This is a genomic window from Brevibacterium sp. p3-SID960 (genome assembly GCF_025144725.1).
Classification (GTDB): domain Bacteria; phylum Actinomycetota; class Actinomycetes; order Actinomycetales; family Brevibacteriaceae; genus Brevibacterium.
Genome location: NZ_JALXKS010000012.1, coordinates 25,475 through 47,723 on the forward strand (window position 1 = coordinate 25,475; position 22,249 = coordinate 47,723).

24 protein-coding genes are annotated in these 22,249 nt (G+C 67.4%); 7 read left to right on the top strand and 17 right to left on the bottom strand.

The features are described from left to right. Positions 1-14 precede the first annotated feature (14 nt). The 7 genes from M3B11_RS05510 to dop all read right to left on the bottom strand — a co-directional run bounded on the left by M3B11_RS05510 (position 15) and on the right by dop (position 6,325). Complete coding sequence (locus M3B11_RS05510; protein ID WP_259875739.1) at positions 15-389, bottom strand: FKBP-type peptidyl-prolyl cis-trans isomerase; 375 nt, start codon at positions 387-389, stop codon at positions 15-17. A 35-nt stretch (positions 390-424) separates the two neighbouring features. After that, positions 425-1,390 (bottom strand): FKBP-type peptidyl-prolyl cis-trans isomerase, encoded by a 966-nt coding sequence (locus tag M3B11_RS05515; protein ID WP_259875740.1) that lies wholly within the window; start codon positions 1,388-1,390, stop codon positions 425-427. Positions 1,391-1,503: 113 nt separating this feature from the next. Next, a complete protein-coding gene (gene pafA / locus M3B11_RS05520; protein ID WP_259875742.1) occupies positions 1,504-2,976 on the bottom strand; it encodes a Pup--protein ligase in 1,473 nt (490 codons plus the stop codon). After that, positions 2,973-3,758 carry a proteasome subunit alpha gene (gene prcA, locus M3B11_RS05525; protein WP_259875743.1) on the bottom strand — a complete coding sequence of 262 codons (786 nt, stop codon included), beginning with the start codon at positions 3,756-3,758 and terminating at the stop codon, positions 2,973-2,975. Before prcA ends, pafA begins: the two co-directional genes overlap by 4 nt. Then, positions 3,755-4,573 carry a proteasome subunit beta gene (gene prcB, locus M3B11_RS05530; RefSeq protein ID WP_259875744.1) on the bottom strand — a complete coding sequence of 273 codons (819 nt, stop codon included), beginning with the start codon at positions 4,571-4,573 and terminating at the stop codon, positions 3,755-3,757. The genes prcA and prcB overlap by 4 nt, the downstream gene beginning before the upstream one ends. Then, positions 4,570-4,764, bottom strand: coding sequence for a ubiquitin-like protein Pup (locus M3B11_RS05535; protein ID WP_259875745.1), 195 nt, complete (start codon positions 4,762-4,764; stop codon positions 4,570-4,572). Before M3B11_RS05535 ends, prcB begins: the two co-directional genes overlap by 4 nt. 1 nt (position 4,765) lies before the next feature. Next, positions 4,766-6,325, bottom strand: a complete 1,560-nt coding sequence (gene dop / locus M3B11_RS05540) for a depupylase/deamidase Dop (protein ID WP_259875746.1) — start codon at positions 6,323-6,325, stop codon at positions 4,766-4,768. 43 nt (positions 6,326-6,368) lie between these two features. Between dop and M3B11_RS05545 the strand changes: the two genes are divergently transcribed. Beyond that, positions 6,369-6,746, top strand: coding sequence for a DUF3054 domain-containing protein (locus tag M3B11_RS05545; RefSeq protein ID WP_259875747.1), 378 nt, complete (start codon positions 6,369-6,371; stop codon positions 6,744-6,746). A gap of 19 nt (positions 6,747-6,765) precedes the next feature. On the opposite strand, the gene arc is transcribed toward M3B11_RS05545, so the two are convergent. The 3 genes from arc to M3B11_RS05560 all read right to left on the bottom strand — a co-directional run bounded on the left by arc (position 6,766) and on the right by M3B11_RS05560 (position 10,811). After that, entirely contained in the window at positions 6,766-8,490 is a 1,725-nt protein-coding gene (arc, locus tag M3B11_RS05550; protein WP_259875748.1) for a proteasome ATPase, read from the bottom strand. Then, positions 8,487-9,548, bottom strand: coding sequence for a tRNA (adenine-N1)-methyltransferase (locus M3B11_RS05555; RefSeq protein WP_259875749.1), 1,062 nt, complete (start codon positions 9,546-9,548; stop codon positions 8,487-8,489). Before M3B11_RS05555 ends, arc begins: the two co-directional genes overlap by 4 nt. 84 nt (positions 9,549-9,632) lie before the next feature. Next, entirely contained in the window at positions 9,633-10,811 is a 1,179-nt protein-coding gene (locus M3B11_RS05560; protein WP_259875750.1) for a site-2 protease family protein, read from the bottom strand. Positions 10,812-10,924: 113 nt separating this feature from the next. Between M3B11_RS05560 and M3B11_RS05565 the strand changes: the two genes are divergently transcribed. Beyond that, entirely contained in the window at positions 10,925-11,758 is an 834-nt protein-coding gene (locus tag M3B11_RS05565) for a PD-(D/E)XK nuclease family protein (protein ID WP_259875751.1), read from the top strand. Positions 11,759-11,782: 24 nt separating this feature from the next. On the opposite strand, the gene M3B11_RS05570 is transcribed toward M3B11_RS05565, so the two are convergent. Next, positions 11,783-12,487: an HAD family phosphatase gene (locus M3B11_RS05570; protein ID WP_259875752.1), complete on the bottom strand. Its 705-nt coding sequence runs from the start codon at positions 12,485-12,487 to the stop codon at positions 11,783-11,785. Between the two features lie 23 nt (positions 12,488-12,510). Here M3B11_RS05570 and M3B11_RS05575 point away from each other — a divergent pair, with 23 nt between their 5' ends. Further along, positions 12,511-13,347, top strand: coding sequence for a PAC2 family protein (locus tag M3B11_RS05575; RefSeq protein ID WP_259875753.1), 837 nt, complete (start codon positions 12,511-12,513; stop codon positions 13,345-13,347). Between the two features lie 60 nt (positions 13,348-13,407). On the opposite strand, the gene mshC is transcribed toward M3B11_RS05575, so the two are convergent. From mshC to M3B11_RS05590, 3 genes are all read right to left on the bottom strand, one after another. Further along, positions 13,408-14,640, bottom strand: a complete 1,233-nt coding sequence (gene mshC, locus M3B11_RS05580; RefSeq protein ID WP_259875754.1) for a cysteine--1-D-myo-inosityl 2-amino-2-deoxy-alpha-D-glucopyranoside ligase — start codon at positions 14,638-14,640, stop codon at positions 13,408-13,410. Positions 14,641-14,748: 108 nt separating this feature from the next. Further along, entirely contained in the window at positions 14,749-15,645 is an 897-nt protein-coding gene (locus M3B11_RS05585; RefSeq protein WP_259875755.1) for an SCO1664 family protein, read from the bottom strand. 8 nt (positions 15,646-15,653) lie between these two features. Beyond that, positions 15,654-16,220: a DUF3090 domain-containing protein gene (locus M3B11_RS05590; RefSeq protein ID WP_175294730.1), complete on the bottom strand. Its 567-nt coding sequence runs from the start codon at positions 16,218-16,220 to the stop codon at positions 15,654-15,656. An 84-nt stretch (positions 16,221-16,304) separates the two neighbouring features. On the opposite strand from M3B11_RS05590, the gene M3B11_RS05595 reads away from it, so the two are divergent. After that, entirely contained in the window at positions 16,305-16,664 is a 360-nt protein-coding gene (locus M3B11_RS05595; RefSeq protein ID WP_259875756.1) for a hypothetical protein, read from the top strand. 58 nt (positions 16,665-16,722) lie between these two features. Here the strand turns inward: M3B11_RS05595 and M3B11_RS05600 are convergent, their stop codons facing one another. Further along, positions 16,723-17,628 carry an aldo/keto reductase gene (locus tag M3B11_RS05600; protein ID WP_259875757.1) on the bottom strand — a complete coding sequence of 302 codons (906 nt, stop codon included), beginning with the start codon at positions 17,626-17,628 and terminating at the stop codon, positions 16,723-16,725. Positions 17,629-17,804: 176 nt separating this feature from the next. Here M3B11_RS05600 and M3B11_RS05605 point away from each other — a divergent pair, with 176 nt between their 5' ends. Beyond that, on the top strand, positions 17,805-18,632 hold the full coding sequence (locus M3B11_RS05605) for an undecaprenyl-diphosphate phosphatase (RefSeq protein ID WP_259875758.1): 828 nt from the start codon (positions 17,805-17,807) through the stop codon (positions 18,630-18,632). A gap of 83 nt (positions 18,633-18,715) precedes the next feature. Here M3B11_RS05605 and M3B11_RS05610 read toward each other — a convergent pair whose 3' ends face one another. Beyond that, the gene (locus tag M3B11_RS05610; protein ID WP_191726244.1) at positions 18,716-19,396 is read right to left on the bottom strand and encodes a histidine phosphatase family protein; all 681 of its coding nucleotides are present in this window, start codon (positions 19,394-19,396) and stop codon (positions 18,716-18,718) included. Positions 19,397-19,519: 123 nt separating this feature from the next. On the opposite strand from M3B11_RS05610, the gene M3B11_RS05615 reads away from it, so the two are divergent. Together M3B11_RS05615 and M3B11_RS05620 are read left to right on the top strand one after the other, a co-directional pair. Then, complete coding sequence (locus M3B11_RS05615) at positions 19,520-19,702, top strand: DUF5703 family protein (RefSeq protein ID WP_311197719.1); 183 nt, start codon at positions 19,520-19,522, stop codon at positions 19,700-19,702. Next, on the top strand, positions 19,699-20,667 hold the full coding sequence (locus tag M3B11_RS05620) for a DMT family transporter (RefSeq protein WP_259875759.1): 969 nt from the start codon (positions 19,699-19,701) through the stop codon (positions 20,665-20,667). The genes M3B11_RS05615 and M3B11_RS05620 overlap by 4 nt, the downstream gene beginning before the upstream one ends. Positions 20,668-20,707: 40 nt before the next feature. On the opposite strand, the gene M3B11_RS05625 is transcribed toward M3B11_RS05620, so the two are convergent. Further along, entirely contained in the window at positions 20,708-22,018 is a 1,311-nt protein-coding gene (locus M3B11_RS05625; protein ID WP_259875760.1) for a M20/M25/M40 family metallo-hydrolase, read from the bottom strand. Between the last annotated feature and the right edge of the window lie 231 nt (positions 22,019-22,249).

The following is a 22,249-nucleotide window of genomic DNA, read 5'->3' on the forward strand; positions in this document are numbered from 1 at the left end:
GCGGGTTCAGCGGCTCAGCTGACGCCTTCGAGATCGCACACGAAGATGAGGCTTTCGTTCGGAGCGATCGCCCCGGGCACTCCCGAGGGACCGTAGGCCATGTGCGGCGGAATGCGCAGGGTGCGGCGTCCGCCGACCTTCATGCCCTGCACTCCTTCGTCCCAGCCCTGGATGACCATGCCGACGCCGAGCTTGAACTGCAGCGGCTGACCGCGGTCCCAGGAGGCGTCGAACTGCTCACCGGTGGAGTGGGCGACACCGACGTAGTGCACGGACACGGTGTCGCCGGCCTTCGCCTCTGGGCCGTCACCGACGATGTCGTCGATGATCTCGAGCTGATTCGGTGGGTTCTCGCCGGGGAAGTCGACTTCGGGTTTCGTCTTGGCCATGATTCCTCTTCTCGTAGCTTGCAGGTGGGCAGTGATCACTTGCCGCCGGTGGCGGACAGGATGTCGACGACGAAGATGAGCGTCGCGTTGCCGGGGATGTTCGGCGGCGAGCCCTGCTCACCGTAGCCCTTGTCCGGGGGCGCGATGACGAGCAGCTGCGAGCCGACCTTCTGACCGGCCACCGCCTCGTCCCAGCCCTTGATGACCTCACCGGCACCGACGGTGAACGAGAAGGGCTCGCCGCGGTCCCAGCTGGAGTCGAAGGTCTTCGTCACATCGTCGTACAGCCAGCCGGAGTAGTGGGCCTGGACGGTCTGGCCCTCTTCGACCACCGGCCCGTCGCCCTCGATCGTCGGCTCGACGACGAGCTCCTCGGGCGCCTCGCCCTCAGGGGCTTCGACGCTGGGCTTGCCGGTGTCGTCGCGGGTGACCGTCGGCAACCCGGCTGGCAGCTCCTTCTCAGTGCCCTCGGCCCTCTCCAGCGGCTCGGGCAGCTTCTCCGCATTGACGATGTCGATGACGTAGACGAGCGTCTCCGGATCATCGCCGGACTTCGCTGCGCCGTTGAGGCTCATGAGCACCCGCGAACCGACCGGCACGTCGATGACGGCGTCGTAGAGCGCCTCGTTGATCTGCGCCTTGTCGACGGGGAAGCCGGAGGGCTGCTCGGTGTCGTAGCCGGATTCGACGATCTCACCGGAGTTCCCCGACACGAGCGTCATGTTCGCTGTCACCTGCTGGCCCTCTTCGACCTTGGGCCCGTCGCCTTCGGAGACGACGGTGCTCTCCGGCTGCTCGATGACCAGCGGGGCCTCGAATGCGACCTCCGGCTTCTGGTCGGGTTCGCCGGTGACCTCGACCTCGTCAAGCGAGGTGGACTTCGCATTCGAAGCGTCGACGGCCGGGCTCTCAGCCGGGTTGCCTTCGGCGCTGTCGTCGGCACCGCAGCCGGTGAGCAGCAGCGCTGATACGGCAAGCGCGCCGATGAGGGTTCTTCGCACGGGCATTCCTCTCAGGTCGGAGTGATCTCCACAAACGTACAGAATCTTACTGGCATAGATCTGTGTGTCGCACGCACGCGGCCTTGACGCTCTCTGCTGACCGGCAGACGCGATCAGACGTCGAACGCGGCAGGCTCACCGTCGAGCCCGGCGATGAGCTTCTCGGCCTGTTCGTGCTCGGCGGAGAACGGGTCCTTGAGCACGACCGCCCGCTGCAGCTGGTCATTGAGCCGCAGATGCACCCAGTCGACGGTGTAGTCCTTGCCTGCGCCTTGGGCGCCGGCGACGAACTGGCCGCGCAGGTGCGCCCGGGTGGTCGCCGGCGGGTGGTGGCGTGCCTGCTCGACGGATTCTGGAGCTACGGCGCGTGCGGCTGCGCCCTTGGCCTCGAACTGCTTGAAGATCGAGGTCTGCGGGGTCAGGTCGTGGTAGGCGAAATCGAGCCGGGCGATGCGCGGATCAGACAGTTCGATGTCCCCGCGGGCGATGTAGCGGTCGAAGAGCTGGCGTTTGATCACCCAGTCGATCTCACCTGCCACGAGCGCGAAGTCACCGGTGTCCACGGCGGTGAGCATCCGCTGCCAGCGGTCGATGACCCGTGCGGCGGTCGCATCATCGCCGAGGCTGTGGTCGCCTTTGGTCACCAGCTTCTGCGCTCGGCGCAGGTAGATGCCGAGCAGCTCCAAGGTCGTCATCGTCTGCCCGGAGGACAGTTCGAGTTCGGTGCGGCCGGTGAGATCCCGAGCGACACGGCGGATGTCGCGGATCGGGTTGCGCAGGCTCAGGTCCTCGATCGGCACGCCTGTTTCGATGAGATCGAGGACGAGGGCAGCCGAGCCGACCTTGAGCTCGGTCGTCGTCTGCGACATCGAGGAGTCCCCGACGATGACATGCAGCCGCCGGTACTTCTCGGCATCGGCATGCGGTTCGTCACGGGTGTTGATGATCGGCCGCGATCGGGTCGTCGCCGACGACACGCCCTCCCACATGACATCGGAGCGGGCGGAGAGCCCGAACTGCAGCTGTCCGGGGTCCAGCTGCGGGGTGCGGGCCGGGGCGTGCGGGTTCGCGCGGTTCGAATCAGCCGGCTTGAGCTCGGTCGTCACCTTTGCCGGGATGATCGCCCCCGCACCGACGAGCAGCTGGCGGGTGACGAGGAAGGGCAGCAGCACAGTGGTGAGATGGGAGAAGTCCATCGACCGGCGGATGAGGAAGTTCTCGTGGCTGCCGTAGGAGTTGCCGGCGGAATCGACGTTGTTCTTGACCAGATGGGCGCGGCCGTCGATGCCGTCGGCGGTCAACGCCTGCTGCGCCTGCCCCAGCAGCTCGACCATGATCTGGTCGCCGGCGGCATCCTGGGCGAGCAGATCGGGAAGCCGGTCGCATTCGGCTGTTGCGTACTCCGGATGCGAGCCGACATCGAGATACAGCCTGGCTCCGTTGGGCAGGAACACGTTCGATGACCGGCCCCATTCGACGACCGGGCGGAACAGATACCGGGCGATCTCCTCGGGCCCCACCCGCCGTGATTCTCCCTGCGTGTATGCCAGCCCGTACTCGGTTTCGAGTCCGAAGATCCGCTTCACTGGCCCTCGTCCCCCCGGGCTTCGGTGTCCGCGCCCGAGGCGGTGGTCGCCTCGTCACCGCCGGTCCCCTCGCCGCTGGTCGCCTCGTCGGTGGTCGGGGCTGCCAGCAGGGCGCGCAGATCATCAGGCTGCAGGCGGCGGAAGGTGCGGTGCGAGGATGCGGAGCGTTCGAGCACGGCGGCTTCGAGATCGTCGAGGTCGACGTCCTCGTCGCGTCCGGTGCCCAGCACCGTGTGGCCGATCGCGAGCACCTCAGCCAGCGGTTTGCCGGCCGTGCGCAGCCCGGATAGGCGCTTGCCGATCTCTTCGGCCTGCCCGCCGATGGCCACATGCTCGTTCTCATCGGCGACCGATCCGTCATAGGACAGCCGGAAGAGCCGGTCGCTGGAGGGATGCTCACCGATCTCGGCGACAACGAGCTCGACTTCGAAGGGCTTCGACTCGGTGGTGAAGACACTCGCCAGCGTCTGGGCGTAGGCGTTCGTCAGCCCGCGGGCGGTGACATCGGCACGGTCGTAGGAGAAGCCGCGCAGATCGGCGTAGCGCACGCCGGCCTGCCGGAGGGTTTCGAACTCGTTGTACTTGCCGACAGCGGCGAAGGCGATCCGGTCGTAGATCTCGGCGATCTTGTGCAGGGTCGCCGACGGGTTCTCGGCCAGCAGTAGGATTCCGTCGTCGTAGCGCAGCACGACGACCGAGCGGCCGCGGGCGATGCCCTTGCGGGCGAACTCCGCCCGGTCCTTCATCAGCTGCTCGGGAGAGACATAGAACGGTGCGCTCATGGGCGGTCTCCTTCTGCACGGGAGGCGACGACCGCAGTGGCGTACTGCAGCACCTCGGATTCAGGGATCCGGCGCACGCCGTCGGCGTCGACGACGCGCACGACCGGGGCGACCTGGCGGACGAAGTCCGGTCCGCCGGTGGCCGAGTCGTCATCGGCGGCATCGATGAGCGCCTCGACAGCGACCCGCACTCCCCCGGCCTCGGACAGGCCCGGCGACCACAGCTTCTTGAGCGCACCGCGGGCGAATCCCGAACCGGAGCCGATCGAGTGGAAGTTCACTTCCTCGTATTTCCCTCCGGTGACGTCGAAGCTGAAGATTCGCCCGGAGTCCCGGCCGGGTTCGACGCCGGCGAACAGCGGCACGACCGCCAGGCCCTGCATCGCAAGGCCGAGTCCGGCGCGCAGCATCGAGGCCAAGCGGTTGGCCTTGCCCTCCAGGGACAGCGGGGTGCCCTCGATCTTCTCGTAGTGCTCGAGTTCGAGCTGGAAGAGCCTGATGAGCTCGAGTGCCAGGCCGGCGGTGCCGGCGATGCCGATGACCGAGGCGGAATCGGCGGCGTGGACCTTCTCGATGATATGGCTGGCGATGAGGTTGCCGACTGTCGCCCGCCGGTCACCGGCCATGAGCACGCCGTGGGCGGTCTTGAACGCGATGATCGTCGTGCCATCCGGCACACCGGCCCGGTGACCAGGAGCGGCCGCGAGCTGCTCGGATGAGACATGTGGCAGGACATCGGGGGCGACGCTGCGGGCGAAGTCGGTGAACGAGTTCGTCGTCGCTGAGAGGAAAGCGGGATCGAAGCCGGTGTTCACTGGCCGCCCTTCTGCACGAAGTTGCGGACGAACTCCTCGGCGTTCGTCTCGAGTACCGAGTCGATGTCATCGAGGATCGAGTCGACGGCCTCCGTGCTGATCTGGGTCTGCGCCTGCGGGGCGACCGGTGTCTCCTCCGGCGGTTCGGCTCCGTCCTTGCGATGGTGGCGGATCTGCTCCTGGCCGCTCATCTCACACCTCATTCCTGTCCCTGTGGACTGCTGGACTGCTGTCCTCAAGTGTAGTGATGCCCAATGATTTCAACAGCTCACCGACGCTGCCGGCTGATTCGACGATCTCGCCGACCAGTGACTTCGTGCCCTTGAGCGGGTACTTCATCGGCACCCGCACGTGCCGCTCGCCGCCGGTGGTGAAGACCAATGAGTCCCAGCTGGCGGAGACGAGCGCATCGGTGAACTTCTCCACCACGCGGCCGCGCAGGTAGGCCCGCGTGTCCTCCGGCGGGTTCTCCACCGCATGGGAGACCTGCGCATCGGTGGTGAATCGGCGGATCCGCCCGGCGGCCTCGAGCTTGTAGAACAGCCCTTTGGAGGGGCGCACATCGTGGTACTGCACGTCGATGAGGGCGAGCTTCGGATGGTTCCACGGCAGGGATTCGCGCTGCTGATAGCCGGTCAGCAGCTGCAGCTTGGCGATCCAGTCGATCTCGCCGGCCAGGCGCATCGGGTCCTCGGCCAGGTCGGTGAGGAACCGATCCCACATCTCGATCACCTCGGCAGTGTCCTCATCTGCTGAGGCGCCCACCGCCTCGGCGGCGGCCTGCCAGTACATCCGCTGGATCTCGACGGCGGTCATGTGCGATCCGTCGGCCAGCTCGAGCGGTGCCGAGAGGCTGAGGTCGTGGGAGACCTGCTGGAGAGCTGCGACCGGGTCGGCGAGCTCGATGCGCGGGCACTGCCCGGCTTCGATGAGCCCGAGGACGAGCGAGGTCGCTCCGAAGCGCACGAGAGTGGCCGGCTCGGCCATCGTCGCATCGCCGATGATGACGTGCAGTCGCCGGTAGAGCAGTGGATCGGCATGCGGTTCGTCGCGGGTGTTGACGATCGGGCGGCGCAGGGTCGTCTCCAACCCGATCTCGGTTTCGAAGAAGTCCGCCCGGGAGGAGATCTGGTAGCCCGGCTCCTCCCCTGAGGCGCCGATCCCGACCCGGCCGGCACCGCACAGGATCTGCCGGGTAGCGAAGAACGGGATGAGGCAGGCGGCCAATTCGTCGAAGTCGACGCTGCGGTCGACGAGGTAGTTCTCGTGCGCGCCGTAGCTGGCACCCTTGGAGTCGGTGTTGTTCTTGTACAGGTTGACCGGCTCCTCGCCGCCGGCCAGCGCCTCGACCGAGCGCAGCGCCACGACATCCCCGGCCCGGTCCCACAGCACGACATCGCGCGGGGTCAGCGTCTCCGGTGAGGAGTACTCGGGGTGGGCGTGGTCGACGTAGTAGCGGGCGCCGTTCTCCAGCACCACGTTGGCCAGGTACTGGGCGTCCGGCTGCGCCTGGGGCAGGTGGGTCAGCTGTGAGATGTGGGCCTGGGCTTCGTTCATGATGAAGCCGCGGGCATCGGCCAGCGGGGATTCGGTGTCGAAGTCCCAGAAGCTCTGCGCGGACTTCAGGCCCCGTGGACCTGCGTAGGCGTCGATGACGCGGGCGGAATCGCGCATCGGGTTGGCGCGTGGTCGGCCGGGCTGGGAGATCCCGAACTCGGTCTCCGCCCCCATGACCCGTGTGACACTCAGCATGTCCTCCTCCTGTCTGCCACCGGCGCGGACGTAGAATCGCTGCGTGGCTGCAAAGAAATCATCTCACCTGTTCATCGCCATCGTCGTCGACGCGTGCCTGGTCGCGCTGTTCACGATCGTCGGCCATTACACGCACCACCAGTCGCTGGTGCCCGAGCAGATCCTCAGCACCGCCTGGCCGTTCCTCGCCGGGCTCGTCATCGCCTGGCTGCTCAACGCCGTCTGGGCCGCCCCGCTCGCGCCGCTGCGCACCGGCACCGGCCTGTGGGCGACGACCGTGCTGCTCGGCCTCGTGATCCGGGCGCTGACCGGCGAGGGCACCGAGGGCCCGTTCATCGTCGTGGCCGCCAGCCTCAACCTCGTCACCCTCGTCGGCTGGCGGGTCATCGCCACCGCCGTAGCCGGACGCTCGGCGCGCTGAGCTGACGGGCAGCCCCGGCTCACAGCAGGTCCGAGTCCGGGGTCGCGGTCTCCGGTTCGACCACCGTGCCCGAGGCGGCGCGCACCTCGGCGTCGAGCTGCCGGTCGCGTTCGGCGCGCACCTCGGCCTCGGCGGCCTGTGAGCGCTGCTGGCCGAGCATCCGCAGGTGGGTGACGCGTTCGCCCTTGCGGCCGGAGATCCGCGACCATTCATCCGGGTTCGAAGTGTTGGGCAGGTCCTCGTGTTCGGAGAACTCCTCGACGATCGCCTGCTCGAGATGGGCCCAGCTGATGCCGCGCTGCCCCTCGGACAGCAGCGCCTTGATCGCATGCTTCTTCGCCCGGTCGACGATGTTGGAGATCATCGCTCCGGAGGCGAAGTCCGAGTAGTACAGCACCTCGGCGCTGCCATCGGCGTAAGTGACCTCAACGAACTCGTTGTCCTCGCTGTGGGAGTACATCCGCTCCACACACCGCCAGATGAGCGCCTCGACGGCCTGCACACGTGAACCCTCGACGGCGTCGAGCACCGTCTCGTGCAACGGCAGTTCGGGCACGAGGTACTTCGAGAAGATCTCGGCTGCCCCGGAGCGGTCCGGGCGCTGGATGCGGATCTTGACGTCGAGGCGACCCGGGCGCAGGATCGCCGGGTCGATGAGATCCTCGCGGTTCGAGGCACCGATGACGATGACGTTCTCCAACTGCTCGACACCATCGATCTCGGCCAGCAGCTGCGGGACGATCGTCGTCTCGACATCGGAGGACTTGCCGGTGCCGCGGGTACGGAACAGCGACTCCATCTCATCGAAGAACACCACGACTGGTGAGCCGGCTGTCGCCTTCTCCCGTGCCCGGGCGAAGATGATCCGCAACTGGCGTTCGGTCTCGCCGACGTACTTGTCGAGCAGCTCGGGTCCCTTGATGTTGAGGAAGTACGAACGCTTCGTCGCATCTGCGCGGCGCTGAGCCAGGGAGTGGGCGACGGCCTTGGCGATGAGCGTCTTGCCGCAGCCGGGCGGGCCGTAGAGCAGAATGCCCTTGGGCGGCTTGAGGCCGTGCTCGGTGTAGAGCTCCGGGTGCTCGAAGGGCATCTCGACGGCATCCTGGATCATCTCGATCTGGGTTGCCAGACCGCCGATGTCGTTGTACGAGATGTCCGGGACGGCCTCGAGCAGCAGCGAGGACACCTCGGGTTTGGCGATCTTCTCGTAGGCGAACCGGGTGCGGGTGTCGACGAGCACCGCGTCACCGGGACGCACGCCCTCCTCCTGCAGGACGGCAGAGAGGATGTAGACCTGCTCGTCGTCTCCGGGGGTGCCGATGAGGATCCGGTCATCGCTCATCACCTCGCGCACGGTGACGACGTCTCCGACCCGGTTGTAGTCGCAGGCTTCGAGGGCGACGAGGCCTTCAGACAGGCGCACCTGGATGCCCGGGCGCAGCTCGGCGGTGTCGAGCTCTGTCGAGATCGCCACGCGCATCCGGCGCCCGGAGACGTGGACGTCGAGTTCGGGCACGCCTTCAGCGTCGGTGACGACTTCAAGGACGGTGCCGAAGGAGTTCGGCGGATCGGACATCCGCTCGGCTTCGGTGCGGATCCGGGCGAGCTCGTCACGCGCCTGGCGCAGCGTCTTCGACAGGGCCTCATTGCGCTTCGAGGCGTTGAACAGCTGCTGGCGCAGCTGGGCTGAGTCTTTGCGCAGCTTGGCAAGATCCGCGGTGGGATCCGGGGTGGTGGGGCTCACTGGTCCTCCTTCGCGATGGGGTCGTCGCTGGCGGCTGCGGCCGTCTCTTCGGCGGCCTCCTCGGCTTTCCGCCGGGAGCCGACCTCGCGTTTGAGGCGGCGCATCTTCTTGCCGGTCGCATAGCGGTGGCCGATGGTCTCGTCGGTGAACTCGCCTCCCTCCCAGTGGGCGCGGTCCTCGGCACTGGGTTCGGAGCCCTGCGGGCGCTTCTTGCGCTCGAGCGGGTCGACACCAGGCGCGAGCCGGCGGGCGAAGAGCAGGAACCCGGTGTGGCCGATCATCCGGTGGACCGGGCGCACCGCCAGTCCCTCGAGATGCCAGTCGCGGATCATCGATTCCATGGCGTGCGGTTCGGTGTACATGCGCGTCGCGCGGATCGCCTCGGCGGTGCGCGAGAGCTGGGTGGCGGTGGCCACGTAGACGATCAGCACTCCCCCGGGAATGAGGGCGTCGGTGACAGCCGGCAGGCATTCCCATGGGGCGAGCATGTCGAGGACGACCCGGTCGACCTCACCGGGTGCGAAGGCCTTCGGCAGCTCCTCTGCGAGATCGCCGGTGGTGCACGACCACGCCGGGTGCTGCCCGCCGAAGAAGTCGGCGATGTTGCCGGCGGCGATCTCGGCGAAGTCCGGGCGCATCTCAAAGGAGTGGACGCGGCCCTGATCGCCGACCGCGCGCAGCAGCGACAGGGTCAGTGCGCCGGAGCCGACGCCGGCTTCGACGACGACTGCACCGGGGAAGATATCGCCCAGCGTGGTGATGAGCGCGGCGTCCTTCGGGTAGATGACCGCGGCTCCCCGCGGCATCGACAGCACGAAATCCTCCAGCAGCGGACGCAGCGCCTGATAGGCGGTGCCGCTGGAGTTGCGCACGATGACGCCTTCGGGCTGGCCGATGAGCTGGGCGTGATCGAGCGTGCCGGTGTGGGCGTGGAAGGTGCCGTCTGGAGTCAGCACGATCGTCTGCAGTCGACCCTTCGGGTCGGTCAGCTGGACCTTGTCGCCGATCCGGAAGGGGCCGCGCCGCACGGGCGCGCCGGAAGCCTGCTGTGCATTCATATGCTCCCCACTCTAGACCCTGGCCTGACCGGCTGGTCAGGCCTCTCACTGCGTGAACGCAGGCCGCAAGCGGTCACCGGCGGTTCAGTCGGCGAGGAGTTCGTCGAAGAACTCCTGCAGGTCGATGACACCGGTGAGTGTGGAGCCGCGCATCACGATGCAGTAGGCGGCCTTCGGCCGATGGGTCAGCGACTCGAGCAGATGCGGGGCCGTGATGTCCTCGGGCACCCCGATCCAGCCGCCGAAGGGCCGGGCATAGTCGGCGATCGTCTCAGACCGCTGCGCACCGATCGGCACCTGGGAGGCGGCATGCCGGTCGAGGAACGCATACGGCAGACCGCGCTCGTTGAGCACGACGATGATGACTGAGGGTCCCTTGCCGAGGGAGTCGGCGAAGCCGAGGGTCTGCTCGATGGTCGAATCGTGGGTGGCCGCGATCGCCGGCTGGATGACTGCGTGCAGATCGTAGGTCTCCATGCGGCGGGCGCGCTTGGCATGGGTGACGGCATCGCTGGCGGAGAACCACAGCATGAAGGCGATCGCCGACATCCACAGCACGGTGATGAGGTCGGGACGCTCGCCGCGCAGCAGCGGGGTGACCACAGCCCAGAAGACGAAACCGGCGGCGATGATCCGTCCGATCCAGGCGGCGATGACGGTCCCGAGGTACTGGCTGCTGGTGCCGCGCCAGATGAGGGCCTGGATCGCCCAGCCGCCGTCGAGCGGGATGCCCGGCAGCAGGTTGATGATGCCCAATGCGGCGTTGGCGAACGTGACGGCGATGAGCAGCAGCCATGGCACCGAGGACTGTTCAAAGGCCCCCATGGCCAACCAGCCGAGACCGGCGAGGGCGAGGTTGATGACCGGACCGACGACGGAGATGATGAAGCTCGTCGATGCCGCTCGCTTCGGGTCCTCCTCGATCTTGGGTTCGAACCGGGTGAAGCCGCCCCAGATGTTGAGCTCGATCGCAGCGACCTTCTGCCCGACGGCAGCCCCTGCGATCGCGTGGGCGAGTTCGTGGAGGAAGACGGAGACGAAGAGGAACACCGCGTAGGCGAAAGCGACGATCCAGGAGAGAATCCCGAGGTCGGGCCGAACGTTGGACACCCATGGGGCGAAGAGCACTGTGATGATGACCGCGGCGATGAACCAGGACCAGGCGAGGACGACGGGAGCACCGAAGACCCAACCGATGATGAGCCCGTTCGACGCCCCGGTCCGTTTGGCCGGGGGGTTTGCCTTCGCGCTCGCCTCAGTCATGTCCACCATCCTAAAGGGGATGCCCTGCTGTCTCTGCGCGCCCATGCCGAGGAGAGTCTGCCCGTCCATGCCGAGGAGCGAACGGTCAGTGTTGGGCCGGTAGGGTTTCGGTTATGGCCAAACTCGTCGCGCTCTCTCCGTCCCGGGCCAATGACTTCGTCCAGTGCCCGCTGAAGTTCCGCTTCCGCACCGTCGACAAGATCCCTGAGCCGCTGTCGCCGGCCGCGTTCCGCGGCACGCTCGTCCATGCCGTGCTCGAGCGCCTCTTCGACGCGGTCGCCCCCGAGCGGACGTGGGAGAAGACGATCGAGCTGCTGCCCATCGAGCTGACGCGGCTGACCGACGAGGACGGGCGTGTCGCTGAGCTCTTCCCCGCTGAGGAGGATCGCCGCCGCCTGCTCAACGAGTCAGCCGAGCTGTGCCGTTCGTACTTCGCGCTCGAGATTCCGCAGATGCTCGAACCGGACCGGCGGGAGGAGTACGTGCAGGTGCCGCTCGCGGGCGGGCCGGTGCTGCGCGGGTTCATCGACCGCGTCGACGCCTCCCCGGGTGGCGCGGTGCGGCTGGTCGATTACAAGACCGGCAAACAGCCCAAACCGCAGTACGGCCGCGAGGCAGATTTCCAGATGCGCTTCTATGCCCTCATGCACTACCTGGCTGAGGGCCGGCTCGTGCACACCCTCAAGCTGCTCTACCTCGGCTCGCGCAGCTCGATCGACATGCAGCCGACGATGGGTGATATCGAGCGCACCGAATTCGAAGTCCGCGGCATCTGGAACGAGATCACCGATGCCGCCCAGTCCGGGCGCTGGCGTCCGCGCCGCTCCCCGCTGTGCACTTGGTGTTCGTTCAAGCCGATGTGCCCGGCATGGGGCAATACGCCCCCGGAGCCCCCGCCGATCACCGAGATCGCCGGTGTCGATCTGCTCTCAGGCAGCACCGACTGAGCCAGCCTGCAGGGGTCTGTTCGCTCACCCGTCGTCGCTGGACTGCTGAGCGTCGGCGACGCCGGGCCCGTGCGGGACGGCCGAGCCGATCAGGCCGTCGAGGGACTGGGCGCTCATCCCCTCCAGGGTCGGCACGAGCCGTCGGCCCGGTCGTTCGGGGATCGGCACCAGATGCGGCACCCCGAACGCAATCGTTCCTGCGGATTCGGCGCTGGTGAGTCCTGGCACAGAGTCCTCGAATGCCACACATGCTCCGGGCGGTACGCCGATCTGCCCGGCGCCGATGAGATAGGGCGCTGGATCCGGCTTGCCGGCCGGCACCTCGTCGCCGGTGACAAGCGCTGCGAACGCTCCGTTCGGGCAGGCGGCGACGACCGCCTCGGCGAGCCGGCGATACGACATCGTCACCAGCGCACACGGCACGCTTTCGGCCTGCAGGTCTGCCAACAGCTCACGTGCCCCGGGCCGGAACGGCACATGCTCGCCGATGAGTTCGATGACCCGATCGAGGAGCAGTTCGACGATCTCCTCAGCGGGCAGCGTCAGGCCGTGGGCGATGAGGATGTGGGCCGAGGTCAGCAGCTCGTTGCCGACCATGAGCATGCCCTTCTCCTCGTCCCAGTCGAGACCGTGAGCGCGCATGAGCTCTGTTTCGGCCGTGATCCAGTACGGTTCGGTGTCGACGAGAGTGCCGTCCATGTCCCACAGGACTGCCGAGTAGAATCGCATGACTCCTAGCGTAGTCTGTGCCCATGGACTTTCTGCCTCCCTCCGATCGCTGGCTGCGGATCATCGCCGTCGAAGGTATGGATGACGCAGGTCAGAGCGCCGTCGACGCCGCGCATCACCTGGTCGAGGCGTGGGATCTGCGCCCGGCTGAGGAACTGCTGACCGATGGCTACTACGACTACACGCTGGTGCGTCCGCAGCTGCGCCGCTCCGGTCTGACCGCCGAAATCGAGTGGCCGTGCATCGAGACCTATCTCGGGACGGTGCCGGGCACGCCGATCAGCGTGATCGTCGCGATCGGTCCGGAGCCGACCTCCCACTGGGCTGATGCCTTCGAGGTGCTGCTGGACGGTGCTCATTCCGACGATCGTGTGGTGCTCATCAGCGGGGCTGCCGCATCGGTGTCCCATCGCCGTCCGCTGCCGGCGGCGGTCACAAGCGAGCAGTCCGATGTGGTATCCGCCTATGACGGCGTCGAATCGGCCTGCGGTGAGGGTACTGCCGGTCTGCTGGAGGTCTTCGCCGTCCTGCTCGCCGCGCAGCGCATCCCGGCGGTCACCCTGACGGTGTCCGTGCCCGGGTATGTCGCCGGCACCACCTCGCCGAAGGCGATCCTGTCGCTCCTCGGCGCCTTCGAGGACCTGACCGGGTTGGTCGTGCCTCAGCACGACCTCGTCGAGGATGCCCGTGCCTGGGAGTTCGGCGTCGAGGAGTTCGTCGAAGCAAACCCCGACCTGCAGGATCACGTCGAGCATCTCGAATCGGTCGCGGAGACCTCCGAGCTGCCCGAAGCCAAGGGCGAGGCGATCGCCCGTGAGTTCGAGCGCTACCTGCAGCACCGGCGCCGCGACGGAGGCTGAGACGCCGCCGGCCCCGCACCACGAGGTGCGCGGCCGGCCGTCAGTGTGCGGCCGGAGTTGTCAGAGCCTGATGCCGAGGAGGGCGTCGATCGCCTCGACGATCTCCTCGGTGTCGGCGCGCGATCCCTCGCTGCTCGTCGCGGCAGCCCAGCGGTCGAGCGTCGACAGCGCTGAGGGCGTGTCGAGGTCGTCGCTGAGGTCGTGGCGCAGATCGTCGATGACGTCAGCGGCGCTGACCGTCGATCCGAGGTCGGCGGCCCTGCGCCAGGTGGTCAGCCGCTGCTGGGCCTGCTCGAGCACCTCATCGGAATAGCTCCAGTCGCAGCGGTAGTGGTGCGCCAGCAGGGTCAGCCGCACCGCCATCGGGTCGACACCGGATTCGCGCAGCGCGGAGACGAAGACGAGATTCCCGCGGGACTTGCTCATCTTCTCGCCCTCGTAGCCGACCATGCCGGTATGCATGAACACCTGGGCGAACGGCTCGCCGGTCAGTGCGGTCGCGTGGGCTGCGCACAGCTCGTGGTGCGGGAAGATCAGGTCTGAGCCGCCGCCCTGGATGGTGAGCGGGAAGCCGAGGTACTCGTTGGCGATGGCCGCGCATTCGATGTGCCAGCCGGGGCGACCTGGGCCGAGCTCGCCGCCGTCCCAGGACGGCTCGCCTTCGCGTTCGGCACGCCACAGCAGCGCGTCGAGCGGGTCTTCCTTGCCCGGTGTGTCGGGGTCGCCGCCGCGTTCGCCGAACAGGCGCATCATGGTGTCGCGGTCGTAATGGGACTCCGAGCCGAACGCCGGCTTGATCGCGGCGTTGACGCGGTAATACACATCGCCGTTGTCGAGCCGGTAGGCATAGCCGTTGTGCAGCAGCTCCGTGACCGCGTCGACGACGAGGTCGATGCTCTCGACGGCACCGATGAAGTGGTCGGGGGCGATGACCCGCAGCACCTCCATGTCGCTGCGGAATCGTTCGATCTCACCGTCGGCCAGATCCCGCCAGTCGACGCCGGTGGCCTCGGCCCGTTCGAGGAGCGGGTCGTCGATGTCGGTGATGTTCTGGACGTAGGACACCTCCACACCGGCATCGCGCCACACCCGCTGCAGCACGTCGAAGGCCACATAGGTGGCAGCGTGACCGAGGTGGGTTGAGTCATAGGGGGTGATCCCGCAGACGTAGAGTCGCGCGACCTTCTCCTTGCCCGGCGCCTGTACGGGACCCTGCTCTGCAGTGCAGTAGACATCGGGGCCGCGGCCGGAGCTGGAGAGCCTGGGAACATCAGGAGATTGCCATGGTTTCACGCCCCCAGCATACGAGTGAGCAATCAGCGACCTCAACACGGCAGATCTCCCGGCGCGCCGGAACGGCATGTGTCCACCCACCGGATCGGAAACCTCAGCCTGCCGCGGTCACAGCGGCGGCCACGGAATCGGCGTCCGGGTCGCCGGCGGCAGCGGGAATGCCCCGAGCTCGCTCAGGGCCGCTGCGCGTGCCGCGGTGGCGTCTGCCTCGGCATCGGTGAGCCAGGTCCCGAGGCGGTGCCGCAGTTCGGTGCTCTCGGCGACCTCGGCCAAAAGCCTGTTCTCAGCAGGTGTGAAGGGTTCGCCGCAAAAGCCCCACAGCACGGTGCGCAGCTTCGGTTCGGCGTGGAAGGTCAGTCCGTGGTCGATGCCGAACACGCCGGGTGCGGTGCCGTCGAAGCGGTAGTGCCCGCTGAGGATGTGTGAGGCTTTGCGGTCGGCGTTGTTGACGATGAGGTCGAACAGTGCGATCTGCCGCAGTGCCGGTGCGAGCGCGTGAGCGACGATGAGGTCCTCACCGTCTTCAGACACGGCGGCGAAGATCGCAGCCCAGCCCTCAGGCACCTCGTCGGGTTCGAAGATGTCGACGAGCGCATCGCCGTGGCTGAGCGTCTCGACATACGCCTGCACTGAGCCCGGTCCGGCCGGCATGTCAGTGCGCATGACCGTCGGCGGGGCCACCAGCAGCCCGATGGCCTGCCCGAGTTCGAAACAGGCGACCTCCCGGCCGGCCAGCGACTGGTGGGGGAAGTCATGCAGCGGCCGCTCCCCCGCGGCGGGCTTGTAGACCGCGCGCAGCACAGTCTCACCTGCTGTCACCGTGATGAGCCGCGTGTCATTCGAGGCGTGCGGGATGCGCCCGAGCTGGTGGACCTCACCGGCGGTGAGCACGTCGACGATGCTGGCGGTGTCGTCTGCCGCTGACAGGTGCGTCGGTGTGTCGATGCGCACGGAGATCTCCGGCCAGTCGGGGCTGGAGTCGCTGTGTCCGCTGCGGGTGGTCATATCCGGCATCAGCGGGCGATTCCGTTGGCGCGCGGGCACATGTGACCGGCCGGATCGAGCGGCAGCGCGCAGAACGGGCAGTCCGAGCGTCCGGCATTGACGACCTGGTCGGCGCGGCGGGCGAACTCGCGGGCCTGGCCAGCGGTGAGGGTGACCTTGAGTGAGCGTCGCTCCTGCGTGTCGTCATCCGGGTCGCCGCTGGTGCCCGACTCGGCGTCCTGCTGGGTGAGTTCGAAGCATTCGACGATGAGCAGACCGGCCTGGGTGTCCCAGCCCAGACTCATGGTGCCGACGATGAACTCGGCGTCGACGGGCATCGCCAGGCCGGCGTTGTCGATGAGCTCCTCGAGCGGGCCGACCGGGATCGGCACAGTGCTGGCGCCCTTGGCCCTGACCATGTCGAGCAGCTCGTCCATCCGCTCCCCGAGCATCTCGACCTGCTCCTTCTCCAGCGTCACCGAGGTGACGACGCCCTCGGAGGCGGCCTGCAGGAAGAACGTGCGCTCGCCCGGCAGGCCGACGGTCCCGGCGATGAACCGGTCGGGCGACGAGTGTTCGAAGATCGGGGCAGCCATAGTCCTTACCCTATGGCATTCGATTCCCCTCGTCATCGGCTCGAACTGGTGACGCGGCCTGCAGAAGGGGGGTACATTGGAGGCATGAGCCTTGAACCCGATGTGGCCCTGGAAGAGTTCCTTTCGGCAATCCGCGAGCACTACGCTGCAGCGGCCCACCGTTCCTCCGATGAGGACCCGCGAGTCGAAGCCACCTACATGGCCCTGGCCGAGGCTTTCGACATCTACGAGGACGCCCTCTACCGTGCGTTCGAGGAGGTCACTCCGTTTGAGCTCTTCGACGATCAGGAAGACGCCAAGGCTGACCTCGGTGACGATGACGACGATGATGACGACGACTTCGATGATGATTTCGACGATGATGACGATGACTACGACGACGACGATGATGATGACGACTTCGACGACGATGATTACGACGATGAGGTCTCCGTCAAGCAGTGAGCGCTGAGCGCTGCTGTCCCACCCTCGACTGACTGCGGCTGCTGCCGCGCCCGAGGTGTCAGCCGGGTTCGGAGATCTGGTCGAGGACCTGGAGGATCTCCGGCTGCAGTTCGGCATCGCTGTTGAGCAGCTGGGTGAGCTGCTCGGTGGTGCGCGGGCTGATGAGGCTGCAGGCCGGTGCCTGTGAGCGCATCCAGGCCAGCGCGACATCCACCGGGGCGATCTCCAGGCTCGAGGCGGCTTTGCTCACTCCCGCCACGATCCGCTGCGCGTCGTCGGTCAGATAGCGCTGCATGTAGCCGTCCCGGTGGAGCGCCGCCCGCGAATCCGCCGGGACGGCCTTGAGGTACTGACCCGAGAGCGCGCCGCGGCCGAGTGCAGCACCGGCGACCATGCCGATGCCCAGGTAGTCGGCCGCCGGGGCGACCTCGGACTCCGCCGAGCGCTCGAGCAGCGAATGCTCGTTGAAGGCGGCGACCACCGGTATCCCGGCTCCGGCGACGGCGGCCAGCTGCCAGCCGGAATGGTAGGCACAGGCGACGTAGCCGATTTCCCCGGCGCTCAGCAGCGTCTCAAGCGCTGAGGCGGTCTCCTCCAGCGGTGTGGCCGCATCGAAGCCGTCGAGGACGAGGACATCGATGTGGTCCCGGCGCATCCGCTGCATGAGCTGCCGGGCCTGTCGGAGCACCTGCTGCCGGGACAGGCTGAGGACGGGTTCGTGCCCGCGCTGGGCGACGCCGACACGGGCGCACACAGTGACTTCGGGGCTGACTGTCAGCTTGCCGAGCAGATCGGCCGCCGGCGAGGCGAACGACGGCAGCTCAAGAGTCGTGCCTCCGGCCTCGCTGTAGGAATCGAGGAGCTGCTGGGCGGTGTCCGCCTCAACGCGACTGCCCCAGTCGAAGGTGCCGAGTCCGAGCTCAGAGAGCTCCAGACCTGATGTTCCGACGCGGTGAACGTGCATAGTCCTTGAGGTTACCTGATCAGTGGGTCTACCCTGATGTGGGTCTGGCCGCCGGTGCGTCGTCGCTGTCTCTCAGCGAAGCCCCCGCCGCGAGCACCTCAGCCCGCAGCCATATCCCCGGCGCGGGCGTCTGCCCACACCGCTATTCGCGGGTGCCTACAGCTAGGAGCAAGTGCATGGATTGGCTCATCGCCGCGATCCTCGGAATCGTGCAGGGACTCACCGAGTTCCTGCCGATCTCCTCTTCAGCACATCTGCGGATCGTCGGCGAGTTCCTGCTGCCGGGGCAGGATCCGGGGGCGTTCTTCACCGCCATCGTGCAGATCGGCACCGAAACCGCGGTGCTCGTGTACTTCTGGAAGGACATCACCAGCATCATCGCCGCCTGGTGCAGGGCGCTTGTGGGCCGCGGGCCCAAGGACGACCCGAAGGTCCGGCTCGGCTGGCTCATCATCCTCGGCTCGATTCCCATCGCGGTGCTCGGGCTGCTGTTCGAAAGCCAGATCGAGACGGTGCTGCGCAGCTTGTGGATCACTGCGACGATGCTCATCGTCTTCGGCATCATCCTCGGTCTGGCCGACAAGTACGGTTTGCGGACCTATGAGCTCAAGGACATGACCTGGGGTCAGGGCATCCTCTACGGCCTGGCACAGGCGATGGCGCTCATCCCCGGTGTGTCGCGCTCCGGCGGCACGATCATCGCCGGCCGGCTGATGGGCTTCAAGCGCGAAGCCGCCGCCCGCTATTCGTTCCTGCTCGCTGTCCCGGCGGTGATGGCCTCGGGCTTCTACGGCCTGTTCAAGAGCATCGGCGAGCCGATGGTGCTCGGCTGGGGGCCGACCGCACTGGCCACACTGGTGAGCTTCGTCGTCGGCTACATCGTCATCGTCGGGTTCCTCAAGTTCATCTCGACCCGCTCCTTCGCCGTCTTCGTCTGGTACCGCGTCATCATCGGCCTGGTCATCTACGCCCTGTTGGGCGCCGGGGTCATCTCAGCGATCTGACCTAAGCGCTGCGCGCCAGTGCCGGTTCGGCCCATCGCGGCGCGGGTTCGTCCCAGTGCGGGTTCGGCCCAGTGCGGGGTCGGCTACCGGCCGCCGCCGAGGTCGGGGCTGGCCTGGCGTCCGCCGGCGGTGACCGACATGGCGGTCACGACCGGATGCCCGGTGGCCGGGTAGGAGATGACGCTGAAGGATCCGGGAGCCACCGCGATGCGCTGGAACCGGTCGAGCGGGATGCCGAGGGCATCGGCGAGGATCGCCTTGATGATGTCACCGTGGCTGACGATGATCCCCACGCCGTCCTCACAGCTGTTCTCGTCCTGACCGCTGCCTGCGGTGAGCTGGCGCAGCTCGGCGACCAGCGCCTGGGCTGCAGCGATCCCCCGGGCGGCAGCCGCCTTGAGCGATTCTCCGCCGGGGAAGACCATCGACGAGGGGCACTCGGCGACGCGTGTCCACTCAGGCTGTGCCTTGAGCGAGGTGAGCGGCTGGCCGCTCCACTGCCCGTAGTCGACTTCTGCCAGGTCCGGGTCCTCCCGGGTCTGAGCGACGGTGACGATGCCGAGCAGCTCTTCGGTCGTCTGCACACAGCGCATGAGCGGAGAGTGCCGCAGCGCGGTGATCGAGGCGAACGGCAGGACGCCGGCCAGACTGCGGATCTGGGCGCGGCCAGCCGCAGTGAGAGCGACCCCGGGCGTCCGGCCGGCGAGCAGGCCGGCGGCGTTGGCATCGCTCTCCCCATGCCGGATGAGAACCAGATGGACCATACGCCTCAGGATAATGCACGCCGGGTGCGGCGTGTCCGCCCTGCGAGCAGCCCGGGAAACAGGCCCGCCTGGTGATAATCTCATCGAAGCGAAGGAGGGAATGTGAAGCGACGTCGTACACCTGTGGAGTACGAATTCCGGACCGTGAGCCTGCATCGGGAGATGACCCGATCAGAAGCCGCCCGCCTCCTGACCGAAGAAGCCGAATACGGCCGCTGGGAGCTGGCACGCACCCGGATCGGGATGGGCGGGTCGAAGACGGTGTGGCTGCGTCGCCGCATCATCCGCATCAAGCACTCCGCATGAGGGCCACCGCATCACGCGGGCCGGCGCTGCTGTCAGCCGCGGCGATGATCGCCGCCGGCATCGCGATGTCCATCCAGGGCACCGCCAACGGTCACCTCGCCGCCGCCCTCGGCCACGGCCTGTATGCCGCATTCCTGTCCTTCACCGGCGGCTTCGTCGTCCTCTGCCTTGCCATCCCCTTCGAACCCGGCGCCCGCCGCGGACTCGGACGCGCCTGGCAGCTGGTGCGCCGCGGTGAGTTCCCGTGGTGGATGCTCACCGGCGGCATCGGCGGCGCCTCTGTCGTCATCGCCCAGTCGCTGACCGTCCCGCTGTTCGGCGTGGCGACGTTCATCATGTCCTTCGTGTGCGGTCAGCTGCTCGGCGGGCTCATCGTCGACAACACCCGGCTGAGCCCAGGCGGGCGCCGGGCTCCCAGCGTCCCCCGTGTCGCCGGCGTCATCATCGTCCTGCTCGGCGTCGTCGTGTCCTCATCCGGTGCGCTGTCCCACGGCGTACCCCTGTGGGCGCCGCTGCTGCCGCTGACCTCCGGTGCGCTCACGGCGTTCCAGCAGGCCTTCAACGGCAACCTCAACACCGCCTCCCGCTCGGCCTACGCGGCGACGTTCACGAACTTCCTCGTCGGTTCGCTGTTCCTTCTCGCAGCGGCTGTCATCGTGCGCCTGTCCGGTGTGCCGATCGCCGGATTCCCGGAGATGCCCGGCCAGTGGTGGATGCTCCTCGGCGGTGTGCTCGGCGTCATGTACATCAGCTTCTCCACCGTGGCCGTCGGCCGTCTGGGAGTGCTGCTCATCAGCCTGCTGGCGCTGTTCGGCAACCTGCTCGGCTCACTCGTCATCGATCTGCTCTTCCCTGTCGGGGCAGCTCCGGTCGGCCCGCAGACGTTCATCGCCATCGGGCTCGTGCTCCTCGGCGTCGTCGTCGCCTCGGTCCAGCGCCGTCAGCGCTGGCTCGACGACCACTGACATCCGTGCGGCTGTCGCCGTGGGAGCACGAGCGGCCGGCTCAGGCTTCCATGAGGAACCGGCCGAGAACCCGGGCGCCGAACTCAAGGGCTGAGACCGGCACCCGCTCGTCGACACCGTGGAACATCGCCGGGAAGTCCAGATCCGGGGTCAGACGCAGCGGTGCGAAGCCGTAGCCGGTGATCCCCAGCAGCGAGAGCGCCTTGTTGTCGGTGCCGCCCGAAAGCGTGTACGGCAGCACCGTGGCGTCCGGATCCTCCTCCTGCAGGGAGGCGACCATCGTGTCGACGAGCCGACCGCCGAAGGGTGATTCGAGAGCAGTGGCCACGATCTCCTCTTCGATGTCGACGCCCTCGCCGGCGAGCTCCTTGAGTTTGAGTCTGAGGTCCTCGTACTGACCGGGCAGGTGCCGGCAGTCGATGTAGGCCGAGGCCGTCGAGGGGATGACGTTGTGCTTGTACCCGGCTTCGAGCATCGACGGATTCGAGGTGTTGGCGAAAGTCGCGCCGACGAACTTGGCCACCGATCCGAGTTCGTCGAGCAGCTCGCCGTAGGTCTCTGCGCTGAATGGGATCCCGGTGAGCTCGGAGACGCCGACGAGCAGGTCACGGGTGGCCTGCGGCATCTGCTCAGGCCACTCGTACGCGCCGATCCGTGCGACCGCCTCGGCGAGCTTGGTGACCGGGTTGTCGCGGTTGATCTGGGAACCGTGCCCGGCGGTGCCGCGGGCGATGAGCTTGAGCCACGCGATGCCCTTCTCCGCAGTCTGCACGAGGTACACGCGCTGGCCGCGGATGTCGACGGAATAGCCGCCGACCTCGGAGATCGCCTCGGTGGCACCGTCGAACACCTCAGGATGGTTCTTGGCCATCCACTGTGAGCCGTAGAGTCCGCCAGCCTCCTCATCGGCGAAGAACACGATGATGAGATCCCGGCGCGGACGCAGATTCTCACGCATCATCGTCCGCACGACCGCGACGATCATCGCGTCCATGTCCTTCATGTCGACGGCCCCACGGCCCCAGACGAGACCATCGCGGATCTCCCCGGCGAACGGGTCGACAGACCATTCCGCGGCATCGGCGGGCACGACGTCGGTGTGGCCGTGCACCACGAGCGCCGGCGCCTCGGGATCGGTGCCCGGCACCCGGGTCACGAGCGTCGCGCGTCCGGGGGCGGACTCGTAGATCTGCGACTCCAGGCCGACCTCGGCGAACCACGCGGCGATCTGGTCGGCGGCCGGGCGCTCGGGATTGCATCTGTTGTTGCCCCAGTTCTGCGTATCGATGCGGATGAGCTCCTGGCACAGGCGGGTGACCTCTGCCTCGGCGCTGGCGAACTGATGACTCATCGACACTCTCCATTCTCACTTCCGGCGGTGCGGCCGGGCCGGCCTGAGGCGAGCGTACACCCGAAGCACATGCACGTCGGCAGCCGTTCGTCATCCGGAAATCGGCGAACCGCAGATGAATACCCCGTAACGCCTTTGCAGCCAGCGCCCTCCGGCGCGCCGGCACGTACGTGGGCGCGGAGCGCATATGACAGACTACGACTAAGTGTCCCGGCGCGCACGCGCCGCCGT